At 67.1% G+C, this 15093-nt stretch carries 10 protein-coding genes; 3 read left to right on the top strand and 7 right to left on the bottom strand.

The features are described 5' to 3' along the window. Window positions 1-62: 62 nt before the first annotated feature. Window positions 63-689 carry an isochorismate family cysteine hydrolase YcaC gene (gene ycaC, locus RS899_RS14885; RefSeq protein WP_054909893.1) on the top strand — a complete coding sequence of 209 codons (627 nt, stop codon included), beginning with the start codon at window positions 63-65 and terminating at the stop codon, window positions 687-689. Between the two features lie 44 nt (window positions 690-733). Here the strand turns inward: ycaC and RS899_RS14880 are convergent, their stop codons facing one another. The 3 genes from RS899_RS14880 to RS899_RS14870 form a co-directional block, all read right to left on the bottom strand. Next, window positions 734-1225, bottom strand: coding sequence for a hypothetical protein (locus RS899_RS14880; protein ID WP_233297858.1), 492 nt, complete (start codon window positions 1223-1225; stop codon window positions 734-736). Beyond that, complete coding sequence (locus RS899_RS14875) at window positions 1222-1503, bottom strand: hypothetical protein (protein WP_054909891.1); 282 nt, start codon at window positions 1501-1503, stop codon at window positions 1222-1224. The genes RS899_RS14880 and RS899_RS14875 overlap by 4 nt, the downstream gene beginning before the upstream one ends. 523 nt (window positions 1504-2026) lie before the next feature. Then, a complete protein-coding gene (locus tag RS899_RS14870) occupies window positions 2027-2620 on the bottom strand; it encodes a hypothetical protein (protein ID WP_315807418.1) in 594 nt (197 codons plus the stop codon). A 163-nt stretch (window positions 2621-2783) separates the two neighbouring features. Here RS899_RS14870 and RS899_RS14865 point away from each other — a divergent pair, with 163 nt between their 5' ends. Further along, window positions 2784-3821: a hypothetical protein gene (locus RS899_RS14865; protein ID WP_233297855.1), complete on the top strand. Its 1038-nt coding sequence runs from the start codon at window positions 2784-2786 to the stop codon at window positions 3819-3821. Window positions 3822-3840: 19 nt separating this feature from the next. Here RS899_RS14865 and RS899_RS14860 read toward each other — a convergent pair whose 3' ends face one another. Continuing rightward, window positions 3841-5127, bottom strand: a complete 1287-nt coding sequence (locus RS899_RS14860; protein ID WP_315807417.1) for an OprD family porin — start codon at window positions 5125-5127, stop codon at window positions 3841-3843. A gap of 194 nt (window positions 5128-5321) precedes the next feature. On the opposite strand from RS899_RS14860, the gene RS899_RS14855 reads away from it, so the two are divergent. Beyond that, complete coding sequence (locus RS899_RS14855; RefSeq protein WP_024763517.1) at window positions 5322-5573, top strand: DUF6021 family protein; 252 nt, start codon at window positions 5322-5324, stop codon at window positions 5571-5573. Between the two features lie 9 nt (window positions 5574-5582). Here the strand turns inward: RS899_RS14855 and RS899_RS14850 are convergent, their stop codons facing one another. The 3 genes from RS899_RS14850 to RS899_RS14840 are packed head-to-tail and all read right to left on the bottom strand — an operon-like array spanning window position 5583 to window position 15050. After that, window positions 5583-6149: a hypothetical protein gene (locus tag RS899_RS14850; protein ID WP_233297854.1), complete on the bottom strand. Its 567-nt coding sequence runs from the start codon at window positions 6147-6149 to the stop codon at window positions 5583-5585. 14 nt (window positions 6150-6163) lie between these two features. Continuing rightward, complete coding sequence (locus tag RS899_RS14845) at window positions 6164-6790, bottom strand: hypothetical protein (protein WP_315810387.1); 627 nt, start codon at window positions 6788-6790, stop codon at window positions 6164-6166. 10 nt (window positions 6791-6800) lie between these two features. Beyond that, entirely contained in the window at window positions 6801-15050 is an 8250-nt protein-coding gene (locus RS899_RS14840; RefSeq protein WP_315810386.1) for a hemagglutinin repeat-containing protein, read from the bottom strand. Window positions 15051-15093 lie beyond the last annotated feature (43 nt).

Below are 15093 nucleotides of genomic sequence, written 5' to 3'. Positions count from 1 at the left end.
ACCGCTGACTCATCACCAGCCCGGCGCCCAGCGCCGGGCGACCTTCATCCAGAGGAAACCCCATGAGCAAGCCCTACGTCCGTCTCGACAAGTCCCAGGCCGCGGTATTGCTGGTCGATCACCAGGCCGGCCTGCTTTCGCTGGTGCGTGACATCGAACCGGACAAGTTCAAGAACAACGTCCTGGCTCTGGCCGACCTGGCCAAGTACTTCAAGCTGCCGACCATTCTCACCACCAGCTTCGAGAACGGCCCCAACGGCCCGCTGATGCCCGAGCTGAAGGACCTGTTCCCCGACGCGCCCTACATCGCCCGTCCCGGCAATATCAACGCCTGGGACAACGAGGACTTCGTCAAGGCGGTCAAGGCCACCGGCAAGAAGCAGCTGATCCTCGCTGGCGTGGTCACCGAGGTGTGCGTGGCGTTCCCCGCGCTGTCGGCGCTGGAAGAGGGCTTCGATGTCTTTGTCGTCGCCGATGCCTCGGGCACTTTCAACGAAGTTACCCGTGATGCCGCCTGGCGCCGCATGGAGGCCGCCGGCGCGCAGATGATGACCTGGTTCGGCGTGGCCTGTGAGCTGCACCGCGACTGGCGCAACGACATCGAAGGCCTCGCCGCGCTGTTCTCCAACCACATCCCCGATTACCGCAACCTGATCACCAGCTACAGCACGCTCACCGCCAAGAAGTGAGGCGGCGCTTGCCGGGCCGGTGCCAGGTGGGCCGGCCCGGCCGGTCAGGGGCGATAGCGGTAGATGCGCTCTCCCGGTGTGATGCTGTGAGCGCGCAGCGTCCATTGCGGCACGCCGTGTCGCGCCTCCTGCAGCAACTGGAAGAATCGGATCAGGTAGCCGGCCTCGAAACAGGTGCGCTTCTTCCCCGCCGAGACGTGCTGGCGCGCGTTGAACAACGAAGTCCACGGCGTGGCCAGGGTGTCTGGCGCGAGGCTGTTCTGTGCCTCCAGCATGCCGGCGCGCAGCTCGTCGAGATGGCGCGACTGCACCGAGGTCAGTGGGATGCGCCGGGAGTAGGGCGTGGCGGATACCTCCCGCACATTGCTCAACACGTTCAGGTGGGCCAGCCAGAAACCGTTCTTGAAATGTTCGCGGGCGCTGGCGAGCAGCTCCAGGAGTCGAGGGTCGGGGTGGTGCTGCACGAGCGCGCCCATCGCATCGATGGCCTGCAGGGCGGCACTGTAGTGGGCCATCGCAGCGCTGGTGTTGTTCATCGCTGGGTCGGCCCCGCCTTGTAGTCGGGGCGCTCCAGGGCCAGTTCGTAGAGCTGGCGGGCTTCGCTGACCAGCGGGGCCAGGGCGGAAGCGAGGCGGGCGGTGGCGTGAATGAGGCCGCTGTCGCTGTCGTCTTCCATCAGTTGCAGCAGGTTTTCGACCGCCGTGATGCGGCGCAGGGCGACCTCGCGCAGGTGCTCGGCCGGGGCGAGGGCGTTGATGAAGAGGACTTCCTCGCCGAACTGGCCGGTCAAGGGAACTGGGAGGAATTCACGCATGGTGATCCTCCGCGAGGTAGGCATGGTTCGGTGGAGAAGGGCGGCGCGCGGGAGAGAAAGGGGGATAGTTCATGTCAGCCACTACTTGGTCAGAGGATCAAGAAGCCGCCAATCAACCTTCCTACGGGTAAAGAGAGGCGGACCGTGCAAGGGTAGGAATGCCGGGACCAAGGGACCGGTAGGCCGAAGCCTCCCTGCACGGCCGCCATGGAAGCACGGATTTGCAGCGGGATTTCGCCTGCAACCGTGACTACGGAGCTACCGTACCTTGATCCTTTTCCCGGGTTCCTACGCCCGGCCGCGATGACGCTGCGGCGGTTCAGAGGCTAGGGACGGCGCTTGTAGGCCCGCAAGGCTAATGGCCCGTGGGACATTTCGGTTGGTTGCTGCGATGCAGTGGCAGGACATTGCCGACAGAATGAAACGGGTCTCATCCATTTCCCCAACACGTAGGAGCGAACGGGGTGGGACAGGTGGATGCGGACCAGACTTCGCCAGGCCGCATGCCGCAACAGCGAAGAGGTCACCCCTTCGCGGCGCCAGGAGCTGGAGCCGGGGCTGGAGCAGCAGGCGCAGCAGCAGGAGCAGCAGCCGGCGCCACATTGGGAACCTGGAACCGGCACTTGCGGGCGGCCCTTGCGGCAGCGGCTGTGCGTTCGTTGTAGGGTTTGCCGATGTCTTCGGCGATATCGACGTCTGGCCCGATATCCTGGGCCAATTGGGTCAGGCCGCGTAATGCGGCGACGCCGCTTATGCCCATCGAATCGGCGCTGTCGAGCACGGCGATCACCGCGCCGCCGGTCCCGCTGGCGCCGGCTATCCAGGCTGCATTGGCGGAGGCGTTCGCCGCCGTCAGGGCCGGGGCGACGATGGACGCCGACGTCACGCCGATGACCTTCAGCCACCAGGCTGTTCGAGCCTTCTGCTCGGCTTTCTCGGTCTTCACGCCGAACAGGGTGTCGCAGGGGGCCAGGGTCTGGCGGATTGCTGTGTTCTGCGCTTCGAGTTGATCGAGCGTTAGTCCCTGCGGGTCGCTTTCTGTGCCGACGAGGAACTGCGCGTTGCTGGAGCAGCCCGCGATCAGCAGGCAGACGGTTACCAGAAATTCCCTTTTCATATTGCCTCCCAGGCCCGGCGCAGAGGTTTTTCGGTGGCGGTGCGCGCCTGACCCAGAGTGCCGTTGGCGGGTTGTCCGGTCATCATTCATTTCGATGATGACCGGCGCTTTGGGGTGGTTCAGGCTCTGCCAGCAGCCCCCGTCTCACTTCAAGGAAGAAAACATGCGCATTCCATTGGGCTTTCTGGGCGTCCTCCTGGTCAGCCAGGCCATGGCGTTCGAAATCCATCCAGTCAGTTGGAAAGGTGGCGCGAATGACTACGGCTCCAGCGCGGTGCAGTTGGAAATCCGCGACGATGCGAGCGCCGCGCAGTGCCATCTGCGTTCCTACATCCTCGACAGCCGTAATCAGGCCATCCACGAGATCATCACCCGGCAGGCCTATCAGCCGGCATACGCGAAAGTCCTGCGGGGCAGGACCTGGCTCCTGCCGTTACTGGGGGGCGTGGAGTGGAACGATGACCCGGAAGAGCTGACGCGCAAGGCCTGGCACTACAACGGCACGGCGCATATCTGGCTGTTCAAGGCCCATGAGGAAGACGCCAGTCGACCCAATACGCTGACCCGTCGCGTACACCATGGTGATCTGCAGTTCCTTCATGCGATGCGGGCTGCGGATGAGTCCGACGCGCAGGCCAGAGCGAAGATGTATCGGTGGCTGGAATACACCTACCGGGTCGCGATCGGGGAGGTGCCGGCCAACACCATTCGCAAGACAACGCCCTACCACGAGTTCTTCGGCAAGGTCGGTTGCTCGCGCAATCCGCAACTGGCCAACCCCAGTGACTGCACGGTGCTCGATGTTTTCGACATGAAGCACATGTATCGCCAGGGCGATCAGGAGGAAAACCTCAGATCACTGGCCGCAGGGGCGATCGCCCACCTGATCCAGGACAGTTACAGCGCCAGTCACACGCAACGCGAGAACGGCACCGGCAGGCTGCTGCATCTGTATACGTACGATGCCGAGAACCGGAAGACACACTGTGAAAAGGACGGGGCGTACAAGAGCAACAGCGCTGCCATCGACAAGGCTCGGGATATGACTGCCGAGTTGCTGGGCTACGTTCACCGTCGGGAAGGCTGGGACAAGGCTTCGGCATTCTTCGTCCGAACCCTGGGGGCCCCAGACCCTGGCCCGGCCACGACGGAACGTCGGGCCGGCGCTGTCACCGAAGCGTGGGCAGGCGTCGCCCGGTGAGAGGGGGCGTGCGGCTGGCTCAGAGAATCGAGAAGTTGTAGCTCGCGATCAGCCGGACCTCATCCACGTCCCGCGCCGACTGTTCATAGTTGGTGCGGTAGGTGGCGTTGCGCAGGCGCAGGCTGAGGTCCTTGAAGGTGCCGGCCTGGATCACGTACTTGAACTCCACGTCGCGCTCCCATTCCTTGCCTTCGTCGCCATTGGCCAGGGCGATGTGGTCGCCGTTGACGTAGCGGGTCATGAAGCTCAGGCCGGGCACGCCGACGCTGCGCAGGTCGAAGTCGTAGCGCAGTTGCCAGGAGCGCTCCCGGGCATTGGCGAAGTCGTTCACCTGCACGTAGTTGGCGAGGTAGGGGTTGCTGCCGTCGAGGTAGGGCATGGAGCTGTCGCCGTTCATGCGCTGCCAGCCGGCGCTGAGGATGTGGCCGTCCTGGGCGTAGGACAGCAGCAGGCTCAGCGCGCGGTTGTCGATCTCGCCGGCGCGGGCCGAGCCGTCGTCGTCGCTGTCGAACCAGCGCAGGTCGGCGGTGACCTTGCCGGCGCCCACCGCCTGCTTGCCGACGATGCCGACGTAGCGCTGACGGTAGACGTTCTCCAGCCCGCCCTGGGCGTATTGCAGCAGCAGTTGGTCATTGACCTGGTAGTCGGCCTGGTAGGCGTCGAAGCGGTTGCCGGTGGTGTCGCAGGCGTAGCGCTTGTTCTTGCAGTTCAGGCGCACGTCCTGGGCGTCGCTGGAGTCGCGCGCGGTGTAGCGCTCCAGCCGCGTGGCGGTGAGCTTGAGGTGGGCGATTTCCTCGCTGGTCAGCTGCGCGCCGTGGAACATGTTGGGCAGCAGGCGGCCGTCGTTGTACTTGAGCAGCGGCATGTCCGGCAGCATCGCGCCGTACTTCAACTGGGTGCGGGACACGCGCAGCTTGCCGGTGACGCCAGCCTTGGCGTACTGGTCCGCGGAGTGGCGCGGGTCGTGGCCGCTGGAAGGCAGCAGGCCGCTGTTGCTGTCGGCGGGGCTGGAGTCGAGCTTGACGCCGAGCATGGCCAGGGCGTCGACGCCAAAGCCGACGGTGCCTTCGGTGTAGCCCGACTGCAGGTTGAGGATGAAGCCCTGGGCGGTCTCCTCGCGCTTGGAGGCGCCCTGCGGGTTGGACGAGCTGCCGTCGCGGAAGTCGCGGTTGAAGTAGAAGGTACGCGATTCCAGGCGCGCGCTGCTGTCCTCCAGGAAGTCGGCACTGGCCGGGGCGGCAATGCCTCCGAGCAGGGCGAGGGCGCTCAGGCGGGTGAGCTGGCTGGAGGAGAGGGGCGAGGGCATGCGGTGACTCCGGGGGCACTGAAAAAGCGCGCGAAGGTGTCACAGATGGGCGGTCGGGTCTTTGCGACCATGGTCTAGATCGCGGGTTTCCCTTCGGCGGCGAGCGAAACCGGCCGGCTGTCGGTGCAGGGGAAACCCAGGGGAATGGCTGCGCGTAAACTGCCTTGTCACTGCCAGAGACGCAGGAGGTGATCATGAAACGCCATGTCCCCCTCAGCGAGCATCCCGTGGCTGCCAGCGAGCGCTGGCTGTTCGCGTCGGGCCAGGCGCCCGCCGATGGCTCGCACCACGTGGACCCCGACCTGGGGTTCGATCCGGATTCGCCGGACCTGGCCGACCCGCAGGTCGACCCGCCACACCCGGCCCATGCTCCCGAAGACGGGCCGGACCCCGGCAGCCAGCGGCGTGTGCCGGATGACCGCTATCCACCGTATTCGCAACCCTGAAAGCGGCGCTCAGAGCGCGTCGGAAGCCTTGCACAAACGGGTGTCCTGCAGGCTGCCGCTGAGGTTGCGGCCATCGCCCAGGCGCACCAGCCGCGCCAGGCACTGGCCGCTTTCCATCAGCAGCAGTTCGTAGTCCTGCCCGGCTTCGGGGGTGAAGGTCATGGATTGCTGGCAGCTGTACGAATAGCCGCTGCTGACCATGCCCCGGCTCTGGAAGTTGAAGGCGAAGGGTTGGCCGGCCGGTATGCGGACCTCGCTGCTGGCGAAGCCGCCCTGGCCCAGTTGCTCGGCCTGGCGGCTGGGCGGCATGCCCAGGCTCTGGCCGTTGCGGTTGGCGAAGCCGGATTGCGCCACGGCGATCACGCCGGCGCCTTCGCGGCGCCAGTCGATGCAGGCACTGGCGGGGACGCCGCGAGCCATGCCGTTGGTGATCACGCGCAAGCGCGCCGTTTCTCCGCCAGACGGGGCGGAGTAGGGCGTGGAGTAGGACTGCACGTTGGCGAGGTTGCCGCAGCCGGCGAGCAGCAGGGCGGCCAGCGCCAGGGCGCCCGTGCGGGGGAACAGCGTGGCGTACATGGTGATTCCTGGTATCAGCGTTGCCCGGCGGCCTTGGGCGGCGCGCAGCAGTTGCGCGTGTCGATGACCTTGCCGCGACACGCGGGCAGCATGGGCGGGTTCTTGCACAGCAGGTTGCTGGCCGGGCGGGTGAAGTGGAAGCCGCGATCGAGCATGCACAGCTGCGCGGCGGCGATGTCGTTGAGGAGCATCTGGTCGACGGGCTCGATCACCGTGGTGTAGCCGCAGGCTTTCATGGCCTGCTGCACGCCCTGGCTGTCGGCGCTGGCCTGAGTCCATTGCGTGTAGGCGGGCGGGCGCTGCGTCGGGCTGGCCTTCGGCGCGGCACCGGCGGCCTTGCAGGCGGGCAGCTGCGGGCTGGTATCGCAGAGGGTGTAGCGATCCTGGTAGGCGAACCCCTGGGCGAGCATGCACTGCTCGCCGCGCGCGTAGTCGTTGGTGGTGATGGTCGTGTTGTCGACGTAGGCCGAGTCGGGGAAGCCGCAGCCGAGCAGGGCGTTGCGTACGCCCTGCTGGTCCACGCCGGACTTGGCCCACAGCTCGTACAGCGGCGGTGGCGGCTGCAACGGCCGCGCCTGGCTGCAGGCTGCCAGGAGCAGGCAGGGCAGGAGGGCGGCCAGGCCGCCGTTGCGCTTCAGCATGTCTGCGGGCTCATGGGGTCGGCGGATAGGTCTTCACCGGGGTGAGTACCGGTTTCTTGTCCGGCATGTCCTGCCAGAACTTCTGGCAGGCAGGGTCGCCGTTGCCGTAGCAGTTGTGCACCGTGTACTTGCCGCCTGCCACGTTCTTGATCTCCTTGAGCGCATTGCTGTCGTCGGGGATGGTGCCGCCGGTACCGGGGTTCCAGCCGATCCAGCCGCCCACCGGGTCGGTCTTGTGGTTCTGCAGCTGGACGACCATCTCGTTCTTCTTCTCGTCGCTCATCGCGTCGCGATTCTGCAGCATGGCCAGCAGGTCGTCCGCCTTGGCGGCATTGTAGGCCGGGCCGTAGAAGTTGAGGGTGGTGTTGCTCAGGCTGCCGCTGGGATCGGGCAGCCGTGCGATGGACTCCATGGCGTTGCCGGTGGTCATCGAGCCGCGGCTGTGGCCGTCGATGTGCAGGCCGGTCTCGCCATAGCGCAGCAGCGCGTCGCGGGTCTCGACGGTGGCGTTGGCCAGGCCCCAGAAGTCGTTCTCCAGGTACTTCTGGTAGCCGGCGATGAGCAGCTCGGAGACGGAGTTGCTGGCGTCGGGGAACCAGATGAAGTACTGCGGGCCGTCGGCGGTGCTGTGCTGCGCCGCGTAGCGGGCCGCGCCGTTCTCGTCGTTGAAGATGCCGTTGTTGGCGATGTGTACGCGGCCGTCGCCACCGGCCTGCAGGTTGGCCTTCTCGCTGTCGTCGAGTTCGCGGCGCAGCGGCACGCCGTCCTTGTCGCGCAGTACGTTGCCCTGGTCGTCGGTGAGGATGACGAACATCCGCGCCTTTTCCAGGAACATCTTGCGGTAGGCGTCGTCGGTGAACTGCACGGCCTGGCGGTAGGTTTCGTTCTTGATCGCCTGTTCCGCCTCGGCGGTGCGGCGCATCTCGTCGACGTCCTGGCGCTCGGCGGCGGTGTGCGCGTTGGCGGTGTCGCGGTTGAGGCCGGCGACCGTGTCCGCGCCGTTCTGCCCGGTGAGTTGCTGTTGCAGGGCACCGTCGGTGATGACCACGGTGCCGGCGCTGATGGCGCTGCGGGTATCGCCGGACGACGAGCCGGAGTCCTTGCCCGAGTTCAGCGCGTTGCCGACGATGGCCTTGCCGACGCCGTACTTGCCCTGGGTGACCATGTCGGAACTGAGGTTGACGCCGCTGCTGGTGGCCTTGGCATCCGCGGCGTTGTGGATGTCCGCCTGGGTCAGGGTGCCGGTGCTGAGCCGGTTGCGGCCGGCCTCGATGGCGGCGTCGCTGCTGGCGATCAGGCCGCCCTTGAGGTCGGTGTTGCCGTTCACGCGGATGTCGAAGCCGCCGTCGCCTGCCTTGATCCCCGACTGTTCGGTGACGCTGGCGTAGTTGGAGTTCTGCTTGGCCGTGTTGCTGCTGACGCTGCCGCTGGAAGCGCCGTAGCAGAACGGCGGGATGCACAGGCTGACGCCCACGCCCTTGCTCGACTGCTTGGCGTCGTAGGTGCTGGTGTCCTGCAGGCTCTCGATGCTCAGGTTGCCGCCAACGTCGGCAGTGACCTGCGGTGCGCTGACCACCGCGCCATGCAGCTGGGTGTCGCCGCCGGACTGCAGGTTGACCTGGCGCCCGCCGTCGACGTGGGTGTTGCTCCACACCAGGTCGTTGCCATCGGCGTTGCCGCGGCTCTGCGAGGCACCGGCGTTGATGGTGAAGCCGTTCTGCGTGCCGCCCACGGCGAAGCCGATGCCGATGCTGGCGCTGCTGCCCTTGCTGGTGCTGTGCTGCTCGACGGTGTTCTTCGCGGCCAGCAGGGCGATGTCGCCGTCGGCCTTGAGATTGGCGTCGCGCCCGGCACTGATCTGGCTGCCCTGCACGGTGAGGTCGCTGTCCTTGCCGGCGCCGCTGGCGGTGATGTTCACGTCACGCCCGGCGCTCACGCTGGAGCCGGCGGCGGTGCTGCCGCGCTGCTCGCTGCGGCTCTCGTTCTTGCTCGCGCCGATGGAGATGCTGATGTTGATGCCGCCAGCCTGGGCCGGATTGGCCATGACGGCGGAGGCGGCGCCGGCACCTTCCATGGCGACGTTGGCGGCGGCCAGGGCCTTCATGCGGTTGTCGTCGGTGCGCTCGGCGGACTTCTTCATCTGCTGCGCGGTCTGCACGGCGGTGATGATCGGGTTGGTCAGGGTGACGGAAAGGCCGCTCTGCTTGAACTTGCTTTCCTGGGTGCTGAGGTGGGCGTTCTGCGCCTCGACGATGTCGACGGTGCGACCTTCGATGTTGACGTCACCGCTGGGCGCGCTGACCTTGCTGCCGACCTGGCGGTAGGCCTCGCCGGCCTTGATGTTGACGTTGCCGTTGATCGAGCCGACGGTGCTGGCGGCGGCGCTGTCGCCATCGTCGGTGTTCTTCACCGACTGCTGCTGGCTGCCGATGGTGAAGCCGATGCCGCCGCCGCTGAACAGGCCGCTCTTCTTCTCGTCGCGGCTGTGCTGTTCGTTCAGGTGGTCGGTGGCGGAGGCGATGGTGACGTTGCGGCCGGCCACCAGGGTGGTGTCGCCGTTGGACACCACGTTGCTGCCTTCCACCTTGAGGTCGTTGCCGGCGCTGACGTAGGTGGTCTCGCCGCTGAAGGTCGAGCCCTGGGACAGGCTCTCGTCGACCGTGTCGCGGGTGACGATGGTCTTGGAGGAGAACCAGCCGGTCTTGCTCTTGACCTTGTGCGCCTCGTCGGCCATGGCGTTGTTCTGGCTGGCGGTGAGGTTGACGTCGTGGTCGGCGGAGGCCTGCACTGCGCCCTGTTCGCTGGTCACGCTGGCGCCACGGGAGTTGAGGTCGTGGCCGGCGATCAGGCGCACGTCGCCCTGGCCCTGCACGCTGCTGGCCACTTCGCCTGCGCTGGACTCCTTGCGCCAGTTGCTGCTGTTCCAGGTCATGCTCTGCTGTTCCTGGACGGCCACGGTGCCGAGGTTGATGTCGTTGCCGGCGCCCAGGGTGGTCTTGCCGCCTGCGCCGCTGTTGACCACCTGGGCGGCGTTCAGGTTGAGGTCACGCCCGGCCGTGGCGATCAGCTCGCCAGCCGGGTCGGAGACGAACAGCCCGGCGACCCGCGAGACGCGCGTGGCGCTGCCCTGGGCGCTCTGGGAGTCCTGGGTGCTGGAGGTCAGGTTGATGTCGCGGCCGGCCACGGCGGTCAGGCTGTGGCTGGCGTCGATCAGGCCGCCGAGGTTGTTCAGGTCGCCGGCGGCCTTCACTCCCACGTCGGTGCCGGTCAGGCGGCCACCGAGGTTCTGGATGTTCTGCGCGGTGATCGACAGCACGTTGCGCCCGGCGAGGGTGCCGCTGTTGACCAGGTCGTTCTGGATGTTCAGGTCGACGTTCTGCCCGGCCATCAGCGCGCCGGAACCGTCGATGTCGCCCTGGCGTACGCGCACATAGACCTGCGGCACCAAGGCACGGGTCACGCTGCCGTCGGGCAGGGTGACGTCCTTGGCCACCAGCCAGACGATGTCGCTGGTCAGCTGCGCCATCTGCTCGGGAGTCAGGGCGACGCCAGGCACCAGGTTCCAGGCCTGGGCATAGGTCAGGCCGTTGTCGAGCAGCGCGCGGTACTGGGTTTCGTCATTGCCGTAGCCGTCGAGGAAGCGCCGCCCGGTGAGTTGGGCGATCTGTTCGCGGATCAGCTTCTGCTCATAGAAGCCATCGCCCAGGCGCGTCAGGGTCAGGCCGGGGTCCAGCTTCAGGCGGTCGAGCATGTAGTCCGAGGACAGCCAGGTACGGTAGTTGGTAAAGCGCGGGTCGCTCTCGATCAGGTAGCCGCTGGTGGCCTGCGGGTTGACCTGGAACAGGCTGTTGTCCGGCACGCGGGTGTCGATGCCGCCGGTGCGGATGCTCTCGGCGACGCCGGCATCGTTCTTGGTCTGCACGGCAGTCACTTCCAGTACCGGGCTGATCACCCGGCCGTTGCCGACGTTGACCTGGGCGGCGCCGGCCCCGCTTGCCGGCTGGTCGACACGGCCCAGGTTGAGATCGCCGACCTGGGTGCCGCTGCCGACGTGGGCGGTGTTCTGCAGGTAGGCGCCGGGCTTGAGGAAGATGTCGACGATGCTGGCCGCCGGGTTGTAGGCGGCGTTGTCGGCGCCCTGCTTGTCCCGGCCTTTCTTCTGGATGCGGTAGAAGTGGGTGACGATGCCGCTTTCGGTGGTGACACGCTCGCCGGGGGCCTCGGTGTTTTCCAGGCGGCCCAGGTTACCGCCGATGGTGCCGCCGGCGATGATCCGGCTCTTGTCGTTGAGCGCGTCGGCGACGTCCAGGCGCAGGTTGCCGCCGGCAAGGATCTGCGCCGGATCGGAGCTGAGAATCTGTGTTTCGTGGGTCACGCGGGTGTAGTTGTAGAGGTTCCAGTCCTCGCGTTCGCCTTCCGGGGTGACCAGGTAATCCACCTCGGAGTTGTAGATGGAAATCTGCTCCGGCCGGTAGCGGTTGGTGGAGCCGGTGAGCTGGTACTCGAGGACGCTTTCGCGGCTGACTTCCACTTCCTGGGTGCTGAAGTGTTCGTTGGTGTTGCGCAGCACGGCGCTGGCCAGGCCCATGTCGCCCAGGGCTTCGATGGTGGCGCTGGCGTTGCGGATTTCACCGGCGCTGCCGGTGGCGTGGCCGTTGGCATCAAGGGCGCCGCCGATGTAGAGGTCGCCGGCGCTGAAGAGCAGGGCATGCTCGCGGTTGAGCAGGCTGCCCACGCCAATGTCCAGGCGATTGCGTGCGGCGATCACGGCGGCCTTGCCGTCTTCGACATCATTGCGCAGCGTGCCGGCGGATACCGACAGCTGGTCGCCGTAGATGCGCCCGCTGCCGAGGTTGTTCAGGGTGCCTGCGTTGACACGGGTGGTCTGGCCATCGAGCAGGCCGCGGTTGGTCAGGGTGCCGCTGGTGTCGAGGGTCAGGTTGGTGGCGCTCAGCTCGCCGGTGGCGGTGTTGTTCACGTTGCCGGCTGTCACCTTCAGCACCTGGCCCGCGACGAGGCGTGCCTGGTTGTCGAGGTTGCCGGCGGTCTGCAGGTCGATGCTGCCGTTGGCCTGCAACTGGCCGCTGTGCACGTAGCTGTCGCTCAGCTTCAGGCTGATGTCGCCCAGGCTCAGGGTCTGGCCGTCGCCGCCCAGGCTCCTGCTGTCGATGCTCAGCTTCTGCCCGGCGATCAGCTTGCCGTTGTGGTTGAGGATGGCCAGGGACTTGCTGGCCGCGCCGTCGAGGATGTTCAGGTTCTTGCTGGAGCTGACCAGGCCGCCGCTGTTGTCCAGCTGGCCGCTGCTGTTCAGGGTAAGGGTTTCGTCGGCGCGCACCGCGCCGGACTGGTTGTCGATCTGGCTGGCGCTGAGCGTCAGCGAATGGCCTTCGAGGCCCTGGTCGGTACCCAGGGTGTTGCGGTTGTCGACGCTGCCCGCCGTGACCACCAGTTTGCCGCCAGCGCGCAGCAGGCTGCCGGCGTTGTCCAGGCGGCCGCTGGCGAGGTCGAGCACGGCGTCGCCCAGGGTCTGCAGCTGCCCGCCACGGTTGTCCAGGCCGCTGGCCTTGATGCGCACGTTGCCTTCGCTGGTCAGCAGGCCGCCACGGGCGTTGTTGATTTGCGCAGTGGTGAGGTCGAGGTCGCCCTTGCCGCCGATGAAGCCGGCGCTGTTGTCCAGGTTGCCGCTGGCGAGGATCACTCCGCCCTTGCCGAGCAGGCCGCCGCTGGCGCCGGAGTCGGTGTTGACGATGGCCTGGCCATGGGCGTCGATGCGCAGCAGGCCGGCGGCCTGGACCAGGCCGCCCTGGTTGTTCAGCGCGCCGGTCTGCAGTTCAACGCCATCGCTGGCGATCAGCACGCCATTCTGGTTGTCGAGCGTGGCGCGGTTGCTGTCCAGCTTGAGGTTGCCGGCACTGATCAGGCCGTTGCCGTTGAGCACGCCCTGGCCCGACAGGGTGATCTGGTGCTGGCCCTCGATGCGGCCGTTGCGGTTGTCCAGGCTGCCCTGGGTGGCGTCGACGGCCACGCTGCCGTCCACCGAACCGAGCGTGCCAGCCTGGTTGCTGATGCTGCCGCCACGGGCCGTCAGTGCGCCTTTGGCGGCGAGGGTGCCGGTGTCGTTGTTGAGCTTGCCGGCGCTGACGTCGAGCGTGCCGCTGGCGGTGACCTTGCCCTTGGCATTGACCAGCTCGCCGGCTTCCACGCGCGAGTTGCCAGTCGCCGCGAGGGTGCCGGAGGCATTGTCCAGCGTGTCCTTCACCTTGGCCTGGAGGTCGCCCCCGGCGGCCTGGACGGTGCCGGACTGGTTCAGCAGGGTGCCTGCGTCCAGCTGCACGCCGCCATTGCCGGCGAGGGTGCCGCCGCTGTTGTCCAGCAGGCCGCTGGTGCTGACGCGCAGGGTACCGGCGCCCGTCTGGAGGATTTCGCCCTGGCGGTTGGAGAGCGATGCGGCATCAATGCTGATCTGCCGCGCGACTGTGCTGGCGCCGTCGAGCAGGGCGTCGTTCAGGCTGGCCTGCAACTGGCCGTTACTGGCGATGGAGCCGTTGCGGCCATCGACGGAGTTCGCGGTGACCTTCAAGGTGCCGCTGCCGGCGTGTTCGATCCTGCCCTGGCGGTTGTTCAGGTTCAGTGCGCCCAGGGTCAGGTTGGCAGCGTTGCTGGCGATGCGGCCGTCGCTGTTGTCCAGGGTGCCGGGGAGGGCAAGGGTCATGTCGCCGCTGCCGGTCTGGATGATCTCGCCCTTGCGGTTGGACAGGTCGTGGGCCTGCAGCTGCACGCTGGTGCCGGCCAGCCTGGCCGAATCGGAGGTCAGCTTCTGCGCGATGTTCGCTGCAAGGAGGTTGCCAGCGTCCAGCGTTGCTCCGCTCAGGTCGGCATTGGCGGTGGCACTCAGGCGAATGTTCTGGGCGCTGGCCTGGCCCTGTTTGAGGTCAAGGTCGGCACCGGCGATCCCGAGGTCGCCACCGGCGAGTGTGGCGCCCTGGCTTTTCACCTGCCGGGCGGCGGTGATGTCGAGCCGCCCGCTGGTGCCGATGCTGCCGTCCGCCTGCACGCCGGCGGCCAGGGTGGCCTGGCTGTCGTTGACGATGCCGTTGGCGTTCAGGCTGACGTTCTGCTGCGCCGCGGCGATGCCGCTGTTGTGGATGTCGCCGCGGCTGCTCAGGGCGGTATCGCCCTTGGCGTAGACCGAGCCGCTGTTGTCGATGCCGCCGTTGCTGTCCAGGCGGACGTTGGCGGTGGCGTTGATCTGGCCGCTGTTGCCAATGCGCCCGTCGGCGCTGATCACCACGTCGCCGGCGCTGGCGCCGATCTGCCCGGCGTTGCGCACGCCGACGCCGGATTCGGTGCCGACCAGCATGATCTTGCCGGCATACATGCCGCCGAGCTGGGCGACGTCGATGGCCACCGAGGGCTTCTCGCCGTTGCCTTCGATGGGCCGTGCGCTGCTGTTGTCGGCGTTGACCTGGTTGGCCCCGGCGGTGACGCGCAGGTCGTTCGCCCAGACGCCGGCGTTGACCTCCACGGAGCGCGCGATCACGTCGGTGAAGTCGGTCTGGCTGGCGTCCAGGCCCTTGCCGGTGATGGCGATGTGGCCGCCGCGCACTTCATAGCCCTGCAACTGGCCGTCGACGATCTGCGCGGTACCGGTGGTAAGGGTGGCGCGGTTGGCGTTGATGAAGCCGCAGCCGTCACAGGCGATGCCTGCCGGGTTGGCGATCACCACCTGGGCGCGGTCGCCGGCCACTTCCACGTAGCCGCGCAGCTGGCTGGGGTTGCTGCCGTTGACCTCGTTGAGAATCACCCGCGCGGTGCCGTTGGCCAGGTTCTGGTTGCCATCGATCCAGCCGCCGAGCTGGGTCTGCACGCTATTGCGCGAGTTGTTGAGGATCGCGCCCTGCTGGTTCACGTCGAACTGGCTGTAGGTATTGCGCGAGACGCCCGCTGCGCTGGGCGTCTGGATGTTCACCTGGGGCACGCCGTTGGCGGAGTTGATCACGCCCGGCTGCTGGCCGGGTGGGGCGCCATGGTCGGCGACGATGTCGGCGTGGGCCAGCGGGACGGCCAGGCTGATCAGCCCGAGCGTCGCCATCAGGGCGAAACGCAGTGGGCGCAGGCTGACCAGCAGCGCGGCGCCAACGGTGCCCAGCGGGCCTTCCGTGGTGCCCGGTGCCTTGCCGTTGCTGGTGACGTTCTCGGCAACGACCATGAGTTGGCCGCGAGCCTTGTTGAAGACGATGCGGTAGAGGTGCTTGTTCATACAAATCCCTTTGTCGGTTCAGGGCGCAGGCCGCGGGGCGCGC

The sequence above is a fragment of the Pseudomonas sp. C9-3 genome (assembly GCF_032392015.1).
Taxonomy (GTDB): domain Bacteria; phylum Pseudomonadota; class Gammaproteobacteria; order Pseudomonadales; family Pseudomonadaceae; genus Pseudomonas; species Pseudomonas nitroreducens.
Note: the sequence above shows the minus strand (reverse complement) of the source record. Positions and strands in the feature narration are given on the sequence as shown.